A 15,132-nucleotide genomic window follows, 5' to 3' on the forward strand; every position below is an offset into this window, starting at 1 on the left:
TACTTGACGGGGTGCAGTTCACATAGCCAGGGAGGCTCATTTCTCTTCCTCATTACCGCTGCAATTGAGCTCGTTTCGGCAGCAGGTCATGACCAACGACGTCTGCATAGCTCTCACGCTTAACCACCAGCTCGGATTCGCCTTCTTTTACGAATACCACTGCTGGACGGGCGATGCGGTTGTAGTTGTTTGACATGGCGTAGCCATAGGCACCTGTGCTCGGGACAGCCAGAATGTCTCCGGCAACCGCCGCAGGAAGCTTGACATCCCAAATCAGCATATCACCGGATTCGCAGCATTTTCCTGCGATGGACACCACTTCTGTCGCAGCTTCATTCATTTTGTTCGCGATCGCTGCTTCATACTCGGCCTGGTACAAAGCAGGTCGGAGGTTATCAGTCATGCCACCGTCTACCGCGATGTATTTACGGACATTTGGAATTTCTTTTTGGGAACCGATTCGGTACAGAGTCGTGCCTGCGTCGCCGACGATGCTGCGGCCTGGCTCGATCCACAGTTCAGGAAGCGGAATATGACGAGCGTTCAGCTCTGCTTTCACCGTGTCTGTGATTGCCTTGATGTACGTTTCAGCAGGCTGTGGTGTATCGCCGTCTACATAGCGAATACCAAAGCCACCCCCAACATTCAATACCTCAGGCAAAAATCCAAAGGAATCTTTTGCTGCACCCAGCAGTTCTGTGAGCTTTTGTACCGCAACGATAAAGCCGTCCGTCTCAAAAATTTGGGAGCCAATATGACTGTGAACACCGAGCAAATGCAGATGGTTGCTTTCATGAGCAAATTTCATTGCTTCCAGTGCTTGACCGTGTTTCACATCAAATCCAAATTTTGAATCAACCTGTCCCGTAGAGATGTACTCATGGGTATGAGCTTCCACACCAGGAGTCACGCGCAGCAGAACAGATACCTTTTCTCCGCGTTCTGCTGCCAAGTGGTCAAGCAGGTGCAGTTCATAAAAATTATCGACGACGAAGCAACCGATTTTGGCATCGAGTGCCATTACGATTTCATCGAGAGATTTATTGTTTCCATGGAAATGGATACGCTCTACCGGGAAACCCGCTTGCAAAGCTGTATACAGCTCTCCCCCGGATACCACATCGAGAGACAAGCCCTCCTCTTCCACCAATTTGCACATCGCCATTGTACAGAAAGCCTTGCTGGCATAAGCTACCTGAAAAGCAAAGCCAGATTTACGGAACGCCTCAACATAATCACGGCACTTGCTGCGAATCTGTGCTTCATCGTATACATAGAGTGGTGTTCCGTATTGTGCTGCCAATTGTGTTGTGTCACAGCCGCCAATTTCCAGGTTCCCCTGCTCGTTTACTCGACTTGTCCCGTGTAAAAACATGTGTCTTTCCTCCCCAATTCTTCTGCGACGAATCTCTCCTATAGAGAAAGGCAACCGACAATAGTGTCAGTTGCCGAACATACCAGGCCCCGTAAGGCTTCCCATCCAAATGTACTACATGGACGTTCATTTGACAATGGGTGTTCACTGCCGTTTTCAGAATATTATTGCCTGGAACTATTTTGCGATCGGACAATGCTTGGCCGGTTGTTCTTACTCGGAACCGCGATTCGGATCAGGATGTCTTTGAATCCTTTGTAGTTGAACGGGATGAATGGCCACAAATACGGCGTGTTCAAAGAGCGCGTACCTGCCAGTCCAATCAATACAACCATGAACCCGATCATGAGCCCTGGAGTTGAGAAGAAGCCTACCATCAGGATCAAAAAGATCCGCACCAAGCGGTTGGCCAGACTCAACTCATAGCTGGGGGTTGCAAACATCCCGATGGCGGCTACCGCTAGATAGAGGATGACTTCTGGGGCAAACAATCCAACCTTGATCGCTACATCCCCCACTAGAATAGCCGCCAAGAGTCCCATAGCCACTGACAAGGGAGCTGGAGTGTGAATGGCCGCCATCCTCATCAAATCAAGCCCGATCTCAGCCATCATAAATTGCGCCAATAACGGTATGCTCCCTTTGTCTTTAATCCCTATAAAATGGAGCTGATCTGGAATCATGGACGGATGCATAACCAACAGCAGCCAGACCGGTAGAATGAAAAGAGATGCAAAGATACCAAAAAAGCGAACCCATCGCAGGTAAGCTCCCACAACTGGCGTTTGCCGATATTCTTCCGCATGCTGAACATGATGAAAGTAGGTCGCGGGAGTGATCATCACACTGGGTGAATTATCGACGTAAATGAGGACGTGTCCCTCCAATAAATGAACGGCTGCCACATCCGGCCTCTCCGTATACCGGACCATGGGGAATGGATTGAACGTCTTTCCGATAATAAATTCCTCGACCGTCTTCTCGGCCATCGGGATCCCGTCGATTTGAATGTTTTGCAATCGTTCCTTTAGGGTGTCTACGAGCTTTGGATTCGCAACATCCTGCAAATACGCCACAGCTACATCCGTCTTGGTTCGCTCGCCAATTTGCATAATTTCAAAGCGAAGTCTCTCATCGCGTATTCTCCGCCGAGTGAGTACGGTATTCATCACCAAAGCTTCCGTAAAACCGTCATGCGCCCCCCTTACGATTCTCTCTGTATCCGGTTCCTGTGGGGAGCGAACCGGGAGCACTTTCGCATCCATGATAATTGCTTCGGAAGAATGGTCCATGATCAACCCAATTTGTCCAACTAACAGCTTGTCCATGAACTCGTCCGTTTTTGATACTTTTTGGAGCTGGAAAAAAGGAATGTATTTGTAAAACAGGTGGTCAAAAATATTGTTTTGGACGTCTCTCCCCCTCAAATCATTTAAATCTCGCATGATTTGTGTGATCAAATGGCTGTCTGCGAACCCATTTATGTAATACAGGACGACTTGGGTGCCTCCGATAAAAAATTCGTGTGCACCGATATCAAAGCTGGTGCCAATGCCAAGCCGATCATTCAAATAGGCTTTGTTCTCATCGATCCTCTCTGAGATGGGACGACGCTTCTCCGTTACTTGGGTCATGAACTTTGCTCCTTTCCAAAATCCATTGCACGGCTATTCTGGTGATCGGGCATCCTTTACTCAGGCTGTCCTTGCCTTCCATCTTTCCGATGTCTCCGATGCCAATTACATTTTGGATCTGAAGAGAGTTCAAAATATCTACGGTATCCCCATAGATTCGATGCTTTAATTCCTGATCCGCATAGCCATCCTTATCTACAGCTTCTTCCACGATCTGTCCGTGATTGTCGACGGAATAGGCGACTGTCGCCCCCTGTACAGAGCGCGTATTGGAAGCCACAGCGATCGCACCGATCACCTCAATATCCGGATGCTTGGCCACATACTCGATGGCCTGCTCTCCTCGCCCCTGCCCAAAGTCTCCATTGTCATCAAACATGACGATGACGGGGTCGTGTGGACTCATTTTAATCAGCTCGACCATTTGCTTACCACGAAGCGGCGTCGGATTGCCGGAAGAAAGAGAAATGCATCGGCCTCCCAGCTCTCTGGCTACCGTTTCAACTACCTTTTGCGCGACGTGGTCCCCGTCTGTCACCAGAATTACCTTTCGTGGCTCTTGATCCATCCTCTTTCACCGCCTCTACGTGCGAAACTCGGTTATCCTTTTGGCTTGAACACGAGTGAAGCTAAAAAGCCGAAAGCAATCGCTGCCGAGATCCCTGCACTGGTCACTTCAAAGATTCCCGTCACGACCCCAATCAGACCGTGCCGTTCAGCCTCGCCAATCGCCCCGTGGTAGAGAGAATGCCCAAAGCTCGTGATCGGGACCGTTGCACCCGCCCCGGCGAAGTCAATAAACTTGTCGTAGACCCCAATGAAATCAAGGACGACCCCCGTCACGACCAACGTACTCATCACGTGTGCAGGAGTCAGCTTGGCAACGTCCATAAGCAGCTGACCGACTACGCAAACGAGACCTCCAATGACAAACGCAATCACGTATTCCATCATATGCCTCCTTCGAGTGCTACCGCATGAGCGATACACGGAATGGAATGTCCCTGCTGATAGCTGACCGGACTCAATAACGCACCGGTTGCGCAAATCAAAACTTTCTTCAGCAACCCTTTTTGCAGCTGATCCATAATATAGCTGTACGTAACCACAGCACTGCTCGCGCAACCACTCGCGCCAGCGAAGACGTCCTGGTCAGGAGAGTACACCATCAAACCGCAGTCGTTGTAGACAGGCTCCATCTTGTATCCGTCTTTGAGCATCAGCTCCTTCACGATCGGATACCCCACGGAAGCAAGATCTCCCGTTACGATGAGATCGTAGGTCTGAGGAGATCGACCCGTGTCCTGAAAATGTGTCTGCAAGGTAGACACAGCAGCCGGAGCCATAGCCGAACCCATGTCAAATGGATCTTTAATCCCCATATCGATGACCTTTCCCAACGTGGCATAGGTGATGCGCGGTCCATTGCCGCCTATGCCAACGAGACCTGCTCCCGAGCCCGTCACCGTCCACTGTGCCGTGGGCGGCTTTTGACCGCCGTATTCCGTTGGATAGCGGTATTGCCTCTCTGCTGTCGCATTGTGGCTGCTGCAGGCTGCGATAGCCTTGCTTGCGTAGCCTGCGTTGACCAGTGCGGCCGCATTCGATAAAGTCAGCATCGAAGTCGAGCAGGCACCATACATTCCGAGCAAAGGTATCGCCAGCTTTTCCGCCGTGAAGTTGGTCGTGATATTTTGATTGAGCAAATCCCCTGCGAGAATGACATCTACGTCCTTTTCCGTGATCTTGGCTTTCTGCAGGACCATCGTCACGGCATCCTCCATCAACTGCTTTTCCGCGTCCTCCCACGTCTGCTGACCGGCGTACATATCGTCGTGTATTTTGTCAAACAAGGCAGCCAGCGGTCCCTCCCCTTCTTTGGGACCTACCGCCACTGCTGATGCCTGCAAGCGAACATCCTGTGCGAAATGCCATGTTTGCCGATTGATACGGGACACTTGCTTTTTGCTATCCACCGCGTTCCCTCCCTCAGAAGATCATTTTGAACAAGGTTTTAATAATACCGGCGATGAATGCGGCCACCACTCCGAAAACAATGACGGACCCGGCGAGCTTGAACATGTTGCCGCCGACACCGAGCACAAAGCCTTCGCTACGGTGCTCAATGGCTGCCGCTGCGATCGAGTTGGCAAAGCCGGTTACAGGAACGGCAGAGCCTGCGCCTGCGTATTGACCGATGTTGTCATAAACCCCAAGCCCGGTCAGCAAAACCGAGATAAAAATGAGCGTCGCCACGGTCGGATTGCTTGCCGTTTTTTCCGTAAAGCCGAAAAAGTGAATGTACATATTTTGCAGGATTTGCCCAAACAGACATATGGCTCCCCCTACCCAAAAAGCACGGATGGAATTTAACAGCACGTTTCGCTTCGGCTGGTATTTGGAAGCCTGCTGCTGATATAGCTGTTTGGTCATTTGCATGGACCCGATAGGTTTGGACTTTGTTTTGGTCGCCACATTTTTCACTCCTTTGTTCACTATGATTCATTGCCCAGTATGTCAACTGTACCTATATCCTTCCTTTTTCAAAAGATGCCTATGAATAGAGGTATTTACCAGTTCACAAGTGAAGAAACCATTGCAAAAGCGAGCCTGTCACTTTGCCAAATACGACTGCCATCAGCAAATAGAGCAGCTTGCCATCCATATGTAAACGCTTGGCGAGGATCGGAAATACGTTCAGTACTTCGGTTAAGCCAGCTGCCAAAGTACCGACAAAGATACCAGCAAATATCCCGTAAATCGACGATACGAACAAGGGAAGTCTCGCACCCCAATGAAAAAAATCAATGAGCGTGAAAAAGAGAGCTCCCATGACTAAGGACCACTCGAATGCGCGAATATAGCGGTGAGCATTTGTGAGCTGCGTCAAGCGCGGTATGATATCCAGCACAGTAATAAACGCTACCAAACCGCTTCCGACAGCAAGACCGCCACCCAGCCCGATGAGCACCTGCAGCACCGTGATCCAGATACTCATGTCTTGGTCCGCTGATTTTCCTTGTTCTCGTGCTGGAGGTAGTATTGATCGAGACTTTGTTGATACATGAACAGCTCGACTTCAAGCGGGCTGGGCTCTTCGTTAATTTTCTTCTTGAAAATGTGATTAAAAAACAGGATCATCCCCATGCCGATACCGATCGAATACGGAATCTGCAGCCAGAGTGGCTGTTTGCTCTCCAAGCCTGTAATAAGCGTATAGATTCGCTGATGGACCTGAAGCATGCTCACGTCAGTATGAAAATTCATGATCGCCAAACCGGATCCGACAAACAGAAGAATCCATACCAGGACCACGAGCACCGGGTTGGCATTCTTTCTTGGGTTAAGTACCTCCACAATAAGCTGAGGTGCTCCCTGGATATCCAGTTCCACCTCCGGATAGGCAGAACGGAGCCGCTGGATGACTTGCATAATGTCAATAATGATCAGGTTGCCATCCTCTGGCTTCACCCGGTAGATCGGCATGCGCTTGATTGCCTCTTCCCTTTCTCCATTCCAGTAAATCTGACAGACATCACCCATCGTGATCAGCGCCTCGGGTTTGACAGCCAAGCGCTTGCGCAGCCGTAAAAACATCGGCTCTTTCAAAATAACCCCCTCCTTCTTGCTCCCTCTCCTGTATACGGTAGTATGTGCCCCTCCTCAAATGCTATTCCTTATCGAAAGGTAGTATCAATTAGGCCAATCGTAAGACACATACTCCTTCCCTTTTGTTCACAGGCTCATATAATGTATCATCGAGGCTGACAGTCGAGAGGATGAGTGAATTGCTGCTAGTCGAGAAGTTAGTTACCTTGATTAAAACGCGATATTCTGTTCTTTCAACAGAATCTATCAGCGTAAATGAATCCGGTTGGTCTAACCTTGTAATCATCGTAGGAGGGCGTATGGTTTTCCGTTTTCCTCGCACAGACAGCGCAAAAAGAACCTTGCAAATAGAGCAACGCATTTTACCTGCTTTGCGCCCAACATTGCCTATACCGATTCCTCATTTTGTATACGAATCAAGTCCTACAGACGAAATTCCTTACGTCGCTTACCCTCTTATCCAAGGTGATCCTCTCATGCCTGTAACATTGCGATCTATACTTAAATTTCAGCAGGAGCGGCTTGCCTGCCAACTTGGAGAGTTTTTGACCGCCCTTCATTCCTTTCCATTAGAAAAAGCATTTCCAACGACGTTAGATAGTTCCGGTACGATTAAAACATGGCAAAGAATTCACGAAAAAATTACGAGGACAGCCTTTCCCTATATGGACCCCCACCTCGTTGCCTGGACGGATCACGTATTTACCGACTTTTTAACTGACTCCAATTATTTTCTCTTTTCACCGTGTTTATTGCACAATGATTTTAAACCCGATCATATTTTGTACAATTCCAGGCAAAAAGCTATCTCTGGAGTAATCGATTTTGGCTCCATGTGGGCGGGAGACCCGGCCTATGATTTTGTCGGACTGCACTCAGCATATGGAAAGGAATTTGCGACAGAGGTCATAAGGTACTACGGTGCACCCATTGATCAAGCATTCTTCAAACGTATTAACGAGTTTTACTTAAAAGTCATGAGTTTTTGGAAGCTCCTTTATGGAATCGAAGCAAACGATCCAAGAATGATCCAGAGCGCCTTAGAAAAGCTCAGGTTTATAGCTAAGAAAGATAGGGCCTAAATTACGATAGCCCATCTAGTACAGTCGTCTCTAGTCTGCAAGTCAGTGCATATGGTATTGAGAAAAATGCACTCCATCATCTGAGGTGAAAACATGCGTGTTTTGTTTTTGGAAAGCCACCCGATGTGGATCCACGGATTACCAAACGGATTTCGTGATGCTGGACACCAAGTCAAGATCTCAGGTCCATTAACCGAAGAAAACATTCCGAAGATGATTGCTGAATTCCGGCCTCATTTGATCCTCATGATGGGTTGGGGACCGGAGCACACTTTTCAACGACAAAATTGGATCCAAAAATACGTTCATGCCACCGACATTCCACTTGTTTACTGGGCTACGGAAGACCCCACCTTTGCTGTGAGCTTTACTTTGCCATTGATTCGGATGGTCATGCCTCATTTTGTATTTACGATTTCTAAGGACTGGGTGAAGCATTACAACAGCTTAGGAATTAAGGCAGCCCACATGGATTTCGGGCATCATAGAAGTGTCCATTATCCCGTCGAGAGTCAGCCTCGCTATCGAAGTACTATTTCTGTAGTTGCAAATGCCTATCCCCATGTATTCGAAAAATATCCCGATCATTATCGACTAACTTCTCTCCATACACTGATTCGTCCACTGCTTCAGGAGCAGATACGAATCAATTTTTATGGTCGTGATTGGGATAAAATGAAGCCGTATCTGGGAGTTGATATCCCTCGCGAGTGGCAGTATGGGTATTTGCCTTATATAGAAGCGAATAAAGTCTACAGCTCTTCTGATATCATCATCGGCTTGCAGAATTATCAGAGCCAGGTTACTCAAAGAACCTACGAAATACTAGGGTCAGGTGGATTTCTCCTCACTCAAAACACGCCTGAAATTCGGCGTTTGTTCACTCCGGGTATTGACCTCGTGGCTTCTTCTTCACCTGAAGAAACATTACGATTCATACATCACTACTTGGATCACCCAGAAGAGTGTAAACCTATTCGTGAGCAAGGTAGAATTGCTGTAAGTAATGCCACCTATCGTCATCGAGCTGAGTATATGATTACCGTCTTGCTGGAGGATGGAATCTTGCAAAGGGAAGAGCGGATTGAGCTCTCCGGTAAAGAGAGAAATGCGAATATCTATGATAAAAAAGAGAAAATGGCAAAGCACCACGTAATAAAGGGAGATACGCTTTGGAAGATCGCCCAAAAATATGGAGTCACTGTCGAGCAAATTAAAAGCTGGAATAAACTTGCATCAGATATGATTTATGTCGATGATTGCCTATTCGTCAGTGAGAAAGCAGCGGAAGACCATGAACGCGGAAATGGTCGAAAGGTTCAAACTCATCTCGTAAAACGAGGAGACACTCTTTGGAATCTTTCCAAGAAGTACGGAATTTCAGTCGAACACATAAAAAGCTGGAATCATCTTACTTCTGATACCATCTATGAAAACCAGCTTCTCAAAATTGAGGATGATGGAACGGGGAGAACGTAATGGAACGTGGTGACCCAATCTTACGAAGGCCAAAAGAAGTGGCTCTTACCTTTGATGATGGTCCTGATCATATATGGACACCGCGCATTCTCGATGTTTTGGATAATTATCGAGTTCACGCAACATTCATGTGTGTTGGCAAAGCAGTGCAGAGAAATCCTCAGATTCTGAGGCGTATTAAGGATGAAGGGCATATCATCGGTAATCACACCTGGGATCATCCGTATTTGACACAATTGCCCGTGTCCGAAGTGCAGGCTCAAGTTTTGCGTACGACTGAAGAAATCATTCGTGTGGCTGGTGTGAAAACTCGGTTATTTCGGCCACCATACGGCGATTTGAATGATGAAGTCGTCAGGAAAATTGCTTCGCTTGATCATGAAGTCCTCCTCTGGGATATCGATAGTTGGGACTGGAAAGGACTTACTGGTCCCCAGGTTGCGAAAAATATACTTGGTCATGTACGGGATGGATCCATCGTACTTCAGCATTGCTCCGGCCCCGCCGAGACGGTGCAAGGAACGTTAGAAGCACTCCCTTATATTATCGAAGTACTAAGGGAAAGAGGTTTTACTTTTTCCACCATTCCCCAATTACTCCACCTTCAAGCCTATGGTTAATATCTTCTAAAATAAGAAACGGCCGTTCCCGTAAGCGTACTGGGATCTGGCCGTTTCTTATGTTCATCATTTTTACGTGCTACTTCGCTGCCTAGTGTTCAATTTGGTCCTTGATTGTAAGTAGGATGCGCTTCTCCAAACGCGATACCTGAACTTGCGAAATTCCAAGCCTCTCTGCCACTTCTGACTGCGTCTGATCTTTGTAATAGCGCAGATAGACAATGAGCTGCTCGCGCTCACTCAAGCGGCTGATCGCATCCTTTAGGGCGATTTTCTCAAACCACTTGTTTACGCCTTCATCCGCAATCTGATCGATCAAGGTGATCGGATCTCCGTCGTTTTCAAAGACAGTTTCGTGAATGGAAGTCGGGGCTCTGCTCGCTTCCTGAGCAAAGACCACTTCCTCCGGCGTAATTCCCACAGCGTCCGCTACCTCGGCGATCGTGGGGGCACGGCCAAACTCTTTGTACAGCTCATCTTTTGCTCGTCTTACCTTGTTCGCTGTTTCCTTCAACGATCGACTCACCTTGACAGTTCCGTCATCGCGTAAAAACCGTTGGATCTCCCCAATGATCATGGGAACAGCATACGTCGAGAAACGCACGTCATAGGAAAGATCAAACTTGTCGACGGCTTTGAGCAAACCGATACAACCGATCTGAAACAGGTCATCTGCTTCATAGCCACGGTTTATAAAACGTTGGACGACGGACCAGACCAGCCGGATGTTACTGTTTACAAGAAGCTCACGTGCGTCAGCATCACCGTCTTGGCTCTTGGCGATTAACTCTTTCACTTGGTCATTGGTCAGAAATGGTTGACTCGCATTTTTGATATCAGCACCCATTTGGCACTACCCCTAATTTTGCAAGGCTTTGGCAAACGACAGGCGTTTGGTTAGGCGAACTGTCGTCCCTTTACCGACGGAAGTCGCCACTTCCAAAGAATCCATGAAATTCTCCATAATGGTGAAACCCATTCCAGAACGCTCCAGCTCCGGTTTGGTTGTATACAATGGCTGCATGGCTTGCTCCACGTCTTCGATCCCTTTTCCCTTGTCTTCCACGACGATGTCGATGGTTCCCTCGTCAATTTGCACAGAGATATGTACCACACCCTCTGGATTTTCGTCGTACCCGTGGATAATCGCATTGGTCACTGCCTCAGAAATCACCGTCTTGATCTCCTCTAGCTCGTCCATCGTAATGTCCAGCTGAGAAATGAACGAGGCGACCGCTACACGGGCAAACGCTTCATTTTGACTTAACGCTGCGAACGACACGGACATAAAATTTCGTTGTGCCATCATTTACGCCACCCCCAGGACGAGCAGAGCATCTGCTTCGTTTTCACGAAACTTAATCACTTTAAATAAGCCAGACATCTCAAAAATCCGGTAAATCGTAGGATTGATGGAGGTCACGTACATGTCCCCCGAGCGTGCGGATATTTGCTTGTATCTGCCTAAAATGACTCCGATGCCTGAACTGTCCATGAACGTTAATTCAGCCAAGCTCAATACAATATGGCGAATATGGGGCGTGCGCAAAATTTCATCCACCTTACCGCGCAGCTCTTCTGCCGTATGATGGTCCAGCTCTCCCTGCAAACGGATTACCAGCACATCCTGCTTGGTCTCCATCGCGATGCGCAAACTCATAGCTGACTCACTCCTTCATCCCGTAATGAAAGTCTCTTTCTTCTTCGTCTTAACCAATTCCTGCCAGTCGACAAAAGAACAAAAAAATCGAGCAGCCACAGTATTCCATTCGAGGCAACTCGATTCTTTTCGCGTTCATGGTGTCTGCCTAGTAGCTGATAAATACATTCTTGGTGGTCCGCTTAAGAATCTCCCACATACCTGCTTTTGCCACTGCTTGCTCGGGATACAGATCGATCCGGTTCACTTCTTTCCCATCCTTCGCTCGGATAAAGATATGACCAATGACCTGATCCTGCTTGACCGGTGCATTGACGCGTTGATCCAGAACGATTTCCTTCGTGTATTGGTCAGCCGATTCTCCTTTTTTCATCAGCATACTGACGGAATGAGGAGTAATTGCATTAATTTGTGGCTGCTGGCCTTTGTCCACCGTGATGGGCTGGACAGCTTCCCCTTTTTTGTACATCGGCATGACCTGGAAATGGGTAAACGCGTAATTAAACATCGTAGCCACTTCGTTATTGCGCGTTTTTACATCCGGTTCCCCCATGACGACAGCGATGACTCGCATATTATTGCGCTTAGCCGTTGCGGTCAAGCAATACTTGGCTTCCCCTGTGTAGCCTGTTTTCAAGCCGTCTACGCCTTCGTAAAAACGCACCAATCGGTTTGTATTTACTAGCCAGAACGGATTTGCACTATCCTTGCGCAGGTAGTCCTGATAGGTACCTGTAAACCGTGTAATTCCTTCGTGCTTCAATAGCTCTCTTGACATGATGGCAATGTCTTGTGCAGAGGAATAATGGTTTTCAGCAGGCAGCCCATTCGAGTTCACAAAATGGGTGTTTTTCATGCCTAGCTGCTTCGCACGTTCATTCATACGGTTGACAAAGCCTTCCTCTGTCCCTCCCAGATGTTCCGCCATCGCGACAGAGGCATCGTTTCCGGAGGCAATCGCAATGCCTTTAATCATATCCTCCACCGTCATTTCTTCACCCGGCTGGAGAAAAATTTGCGATCCGCCCATGGAAGCAGCCCGTTCGCTTGCTCTCACTTTATCCGTAAGTTTTAATTCTCCTCGTTCCACTGCCTCCATAATGAGGAGCATCGTCATCACTTTGGTGATGCTGGCAGGCGGCATTTTTTCATTCGCATTCTTGTCGTACAGAACCGTGCCCGTATCCGCTTCGATCATGACAGCTGATCGGGCGTGCGGTGCAAAATTCATCTCTCCAGTCTGCGGTCCAGACTTCTCAGCAGCCCTTACAGCCATCGGAGAAAAGAAGGTGAAACACATGATGAAGCATAGAGCGAGATATCCATTCCGTTTCATAGCAGTCTCTTCCCTCCATTCATGGTTTTATTCTCACCAATGGCATAGGAAAATATTCACTTGAAAACGTGGATTTGCCAAGCTCTACTTCCAGCGAAATTTGGCTGGCAGCAAACAAAAAATCCCCCTGCCAAAAGCAGAAGGGATTCTTGTATTAGATAACGAAGCGGCGCACATTCTCGGTAAGCTCGTCCGCCATTTTTTTCAGCTGTTCTACATTCTCATTGATGCGAGCAATCGAATTCAGCTGTTCGTCTACCGTTTCGACTACGCCGGTAATGGAGTCGCTGATTTCATCCGACATCACCGCAAGTCGCTGCATCGAGTTGGTCACAACCTGGTTGCCTGCTGCCATTTCCTCGGATGTGGCCGTCATCGATTCACTTTGCTCTGCGGCCGATTGAATATCCGCTACGATATTTTGGAAAGCGGTGCCAACTGACTCAACTGATTTCAAGCCACCGCTGACCATCGTCACGATTTCGTCCATATGCTGCGTCATATCCATGGCTTCATCGTTGATGGAGTGGGCGATGGAAGCGATCCGTTCGGAGAAAGAGCTGCTCTCCTCAGCCAGCTTGCGAACTTCACTCGCAACAACCGAGAAGCCTCGACCGGCATCTCCTGCACGGGCTGCTTCAATCGCAGCGTTTAGCGCCAACAGGTTCGTCTGCGATGCGATGCCACTGATCATTTCTACGATGCTCGTAATCTGACGAGCTCTCTCACGAAGGCTGTGCATTTGTACTGCCGTACGCTCGACCTCTGTGGTGGCCTGACGTACGGTACTGATAACATCCTCTACCAGCTGCAAGCCGCCCTGTGCGCGCTCAAAGGTACGTGTCGTCGCAACGGAAGTGGACTCTGCCGAAACAGCCACCTGTTCCACGCCCTGCGATATCTCAGAAACAGTATGGGCAGTCGCTTGTACTTCATTCGTTTGTGTAGAAACGCGGTCGGCAATGGACGAGATGTTATTCGTAATAACCTGAATAGCTCCCTTGTTTTCCTCTGCAAACAAGGTCAGCTCGTCCGTTGCGATGTTCAGCTGATTGGCTTGTCCTTGCACCAAGGCAATCAGGTTACGCAGCTCTGCAGCCATTTCGTTCATTTTTCGCCCTACCATGGCCAGCTCGTCGTTGCCTTTTACGTCAACATGGACGTCGAACTGTCCTGCGCCGATCCGGTCCATATCCTTGGCAATTGCGTACAGAGACGAACGGATGCGCTTGGCAAACCACCAGATCAGCCATACAGATATCCCGATGACAGGAATGCTGATGAGTGCAAAGTACCAACCCATGCTGTTAACCTCACCATACACCTCATCGACCCCCGTCGAAAGAACGACATGCCAGTGCAAAATGGGAATCGGTGCAAATGCGGCAAAGCTAGCCACTCCATGGTCTTTGTACTGCAGGCTGTTGCTTGTGTCATTTTTCAGCATTTCCAGCATATCGCTGTACTCGCTTTTTCCAGCCAGTGTAAGCTTGTTGTTTTGCTCCGCATCTTTATGCGCGACAACCAAACCATCTGGTCGAACCACAAAGGCATAGCCATTTTGCATGAACGGAATCTCTTGTGCTTTCTCCACGATTTGATCGATTGTGAATCCCACAACAAATACCCGCGACGCATCTTTGTTCTGCTCGCCAACCGGTGTCGAAATATAAAGAAAACTTTTATTAATTCCTTCGACAATTTCCTCATCCGAAACAACAGTGGCCTTTGAACTGATTGCATCATTAAAGTATTTCTTTTCTTTGAAATTGATCTCGTTTTTCCCGGTAAGGGAGTAAATGGATTTCCCGGTCGCACTGTCGATCAGGTAGATCTTGGAGATCTCTTTGTGGCTTTGCCGCAGCAAACTGAACTGTTCCATAATAAGCGGTTCTAGCTCTGTCGTCATCACTCGCTTGGAAGCGGCGGTCTCTGTAGAATCAACAATTCCTTGCAGCCAGTCATTCATGCTGGTAGCATGCTGCTCGGCTAACATTTTAGCTTGATTGGAAGTAATGTTAATTAAAGTTGACTTTGAAAAGGAAAGCGCTATGTATTGCAAGGAACCGATAATGATAAGTACGAGTATAAGACCGAATACAATCATCTTTGTCGCGAGGGAGCCCTGGAGCTGTCCTGTTGATTTTTTTGTTAGGGATTGGATTTTCTGAAACAGCTTTGAGAAGTTTCCGTTTCCAGAACCCGATCCCTTCGTCTTCCTACGAGGAAGTGAGAATTTTTTCATTAATACTTACCCCCTTTTGCTAAATACTCTACATTTTACCAGATCAAATGCAGAAAAAAATACCTCTGATAAGTATGCTCCTGGGTATCATA

Annotated in this window: 16 protein-coding genes; 3 read left to right on the forward strand and 13 right to left on the reverse strand. The window is 48.1% G+C overall.

What is annotated here, in order from left to right; all coding sequences use genetic code 11:
- Positions 1-52 precede the first annotated feature (52 nt).
- The 8 genes from lysA to EDM55_RS17115 form a co-directional block, all read right to left on the reverse strand.
- Positions 53-1,375: a diaminopimelate decarboxylase gene (gene lysA, locus EDM55_RS17080; protein WP_092268196.1), complete on the reverse strand. Its 1,323-nt coding sequence runs from the start codon at positions 1,373-1,375 to the stop codon at positions 53-55.
- Positions 1,376-1,539: 164 nt separating this feature from the next.
- Complete coding sequence (locus EDM55_RS17085; protein ID WP_092268195.1) at positions 1,540-3,009, reverse strand: spore germination protein; 1,470 nt, start codon at positions 3,007-3,009, stop codon at positions 1,540-1,542.
- The gene (spoVAEA, locus tag EDM55_RS17090; RefSeq protein WP_092268194.1) at positions 2,960-3,577 is read right to left on the reverse strand and encodes a stage V sporulation protein SpoVABEA; all 618 of its coding nucleotides are present in this window, start codon (positions 3,575-3,577) and stop codon (positions 2,960-2,962) included. Before spoVAEA ends, EDM55_RS17085 begins: the two co-directional genes overlap by 50 nt.
- Positions 3,578-3,609: 32 nt before the next feature.
- Positions 3,610-3,960, reverse strand: a complete 351-nt coding sequence (spoVAE, locus tag EDM55_RS17095; protein ID WP_092268193.1) for a stage V sporulation protein AE — start codon at positions 3,958-3,960, stop codon at positions 3,610-3,612.
- Positions 3,960-4,985 carry a stage V sporulation protein AD gene (gene spoVAD / locus EDM55_RS17100; RefSeq protein WP_092268192.1) on the reverse strand — a complete coding sequence of 342 codons (1,026 nt, stop codon included), beginning with the start codon at positions 4,983-4,985 and terminating at the stop codon, positions 3,960-3,962. Before spoVAD ends, spoVAE begins: the two co-directional genes overlap by 1 nt.
- Before the next feature lie 13 nt (positions 4,986-4,998).
- Positions 4,999-5,484, reverse strand: a complete 486-nt coding sequence (gene spoVAC / locus EDM55_RS17105; protein WP_092268191.1) for a stage V sporulation protein AC — start codon at positions 5,482-5,484, stop codon at positions 4,999-5,001.
- A gap of 103 nt (positions 5,485-5,587) precedes the next feature.
- Positions 5,588-6,007, reverse strand: a complete 420-nt coding sequence (locus tag EDM55_RS17110) for a stage V sporulation protein AB (RefSeq protein ID WP_092268190.1) — start codon at positions 6,005-6,007, stop codon at positions 5,588-5,590.
- The gene (locus tag EDM55_RS17115; protein WP_092268189.1) at positions 6,004-6,618 is read right to left on the reverse strand and encodes a stage V sporulation protein AA; all 615 of its coding nucleotides are present in this window, start codon (positions 6,616-6,618) and stop codon (positions 6,004-6,006) included. Before EDM55_RS17115 ends, EDM55_RS17110 begins: the two co-directional genes overlap by 4 nt.
- Before the next feature lie 170 nt (positions 6,619-6,788).
- Here EDM55_RS17115 and EDM55_RS17120 point away from each other — a divergent pair, with 170 nt between their 5' ends.
- The 3 genes from EDM55_RS17120 (at position 6,789) to EDM55_RS17130 (ending at position 9,799) form a co-directional block, all read left to right on the forward strand.
- Entirely contained in the window at positions 6,789-7,700 is a 912-nt protein-coding gene (locus EDM55_RS17120; protein WP_122960882.1) for a phosphotransferase family protein, read from the forward strand.
- A gap of 93 nt (positions 7,701-7,793) precedes the next feature.
- The gene (locus EDM55_RS17125) at positions 7,794-9,179 is read left to right on the forward strand and encodes a CgeB family protein (RefSeq protein WP_170184309.1); all 1,386 of its coding nucleotides are present in this window, start codon (positions 7,794-7,796) and stop codon (positions 9,177-9,179) included.
- On the forward strand, positions 9,179-9,799 hold the full coding sequence (locus tag EDM55_RS17130) for a polysaccharide deacetylase family protein (RefSeq protein WP_092268186.1): 621 nt from the start codon (positions 9,179-9,181) through the stop codon (positions 9,797-9,799). The genes EDM55_RS17125 and EDM55_RS17130 overlap by 1 nt, the downstream gene beginning before the upstream one ends.
- Before the next feature lie 91 nt (positions 9,800-9,890).
- Here the strand turns inward: EDM55_RS17130 and sigF are convergent, their stop codons facing one another.
- The 5 genes from sigF to EDM55_RS17155 form a co-directional block, all read right to left on the reverse strand.
- Positions 9,891-10,646, reverse strand: a complete 756-nt coding sequence (gene sigF, locus EDM55_RS17135; protein ID WP_122960883.1) for an RNA polymerase sporulation sigma factor SigF — start codon at positions 10,644-10,646, stop codon at positions 9,891-9,893.
- A 12-nt stretch (positions 10,647-10,658) separates the two neighbouring features.
- The gene (gene spoIIAB, locus EDM55_RS17140; RefSeq protein WP_092268184.1) at positions 10,659-11,108 is read right to left on the reverse strand and encodes an anti-sigma F factor; all 450 of its coding nucleotides are present in this window, start codon (positions 11,106-11,108) and stop codon (positions 10,659-10,661) included.
- Positions 11,109-11,459, reverse strand: a complete 351-nt coding sequence (gene spoIIAA, locus EDM55_RS17145; protein WP_122960884.1) for an anti-sigma F factor antagonist — start codon at positions 11,457-11,459, stop codon at positions 11,109-11,111.
- Between the two features lie 148 nt (positions 11,460-11,607).
- Positions 11,608-12,795, reverse strand: coding sequence for a D-alanyl-D-alanine carboxypeptidase family protein (locus EDM55_RS17150; protein WP_092268182.1), 1,188 nt, complete (start codon positions 12,793-12,795; stop codon positions 11,608-11,610).
- Between the two features lie 154 nt (positions 12,796-12,949).
- The gene (locus EDM55_RS17155) at positions 12,950-15,040 is read right to left on the reverse strand and encodes a methyl-accepting chemotaxis protein (protein WP_092268181.1); all 2,091 of its coding nucleotides are present in this window, start codon (positions 15,038-15,040) and stop codon (positions 12,950-12,952) included.
- Positions 15,041-15,132: the final 92 nt, after the last annotated feature.

The sequence above is a fragment of the Brevibacillus centrosporus genome (genome assembly GCF_003710815.1).
GTDB lineage: Bacteria > Bacillota > Bacilli > Brevibacillales > Brevibacillaceae > Brevibacillus > Brevibacillus centrosporus.

Coding starts and splice junctions, on each gene's coding strand:
- sigF (WP_122960883.1), bottom strand. CDS start 10,646: ATGGGTGCTGATATCAAAAATGCGAGTCAACCATTTCTGACCAATGAC.
- spoVAEA (WP_092268194.1), bottom strand. CDS start 3,577: ATGGATCAAGAGCCACGAAAGGTAATTCTGGTGACAGACGGGGACCAC.
- EDM55_RS17125 (WP_170184309.1), top strand. CDS start 7,794: ATGCGTGTTTTGTTTTTGGAAAGCCACCCGATGTGGATCCACGGATTA.
- lysA (WP_092268196.1), bottom strand. CDS start 1,375: ATGTTTTTACACGGGACAAGTCGAGTAAACGAGCAGGGGAACCTGGAA.
- spoIIAA (WP_122960884.1), bottom strand. CDS start 11,459: ATGAGTTTGCGCATCGCGATGGAGACCAAGCAGGATGTGCTGGTAATC.
- EDM55_RS17120 (WP_122960882.1), top strand. CDS start 6,789: ATGAGTGAATTGCTGCTAGTCGAGAAGTTAGTTACCTTGATTAAAACG.
- spoIIAB (WP_092268184.1), bottom strand. CDS start 11,108: ATGATGGCACAACGAAATTTTATGTCCGTGTCGTTCGCAGCGTTAAGT.
- EDM55_RS17130 (WP_092268186.1), top strand. CDS start 9,179: ATGGAACGTGGTGACCCAATCTTACGAAGGCCAAAAGAAGTGGCTCTT.
- EDM55_RS17110 (WP_092268190.1), bottom strand. CDS start 6,007: ATGAGTATCTGGATCACGGTGCTGCAGGTGCTCATCGGGCTGGGTGGC.
- spoVAE (WP_092268193.1), bottom strand. CDS start 3,960: ATGGAATACGTGATTGCGTTTGTCATTGGAGGTCTCGTTTGCGTAGTC.
- EDM55_RS17155 (WP_092268181.1), bottom strand. CDS start 15,040: ATGAAAAAATTCTCACTTCCTCGTAGGAAGACGAAGGGATCGGGTTCT.
- EDM55_RS17085 (WP_092268195.1), bottom strand. CDS start 3,009: ATGACCCAAGTAACGGAGAAGCGTCGTCCCATCTCAGAGAGGATCGAT.
- EDM55_RS17150 (WP_092268182.1), bottom strand. CDS start 12,795: ATGAAACGGAATGGATATCTCGCTCTATGCTTCATCATGTGTTTCACC.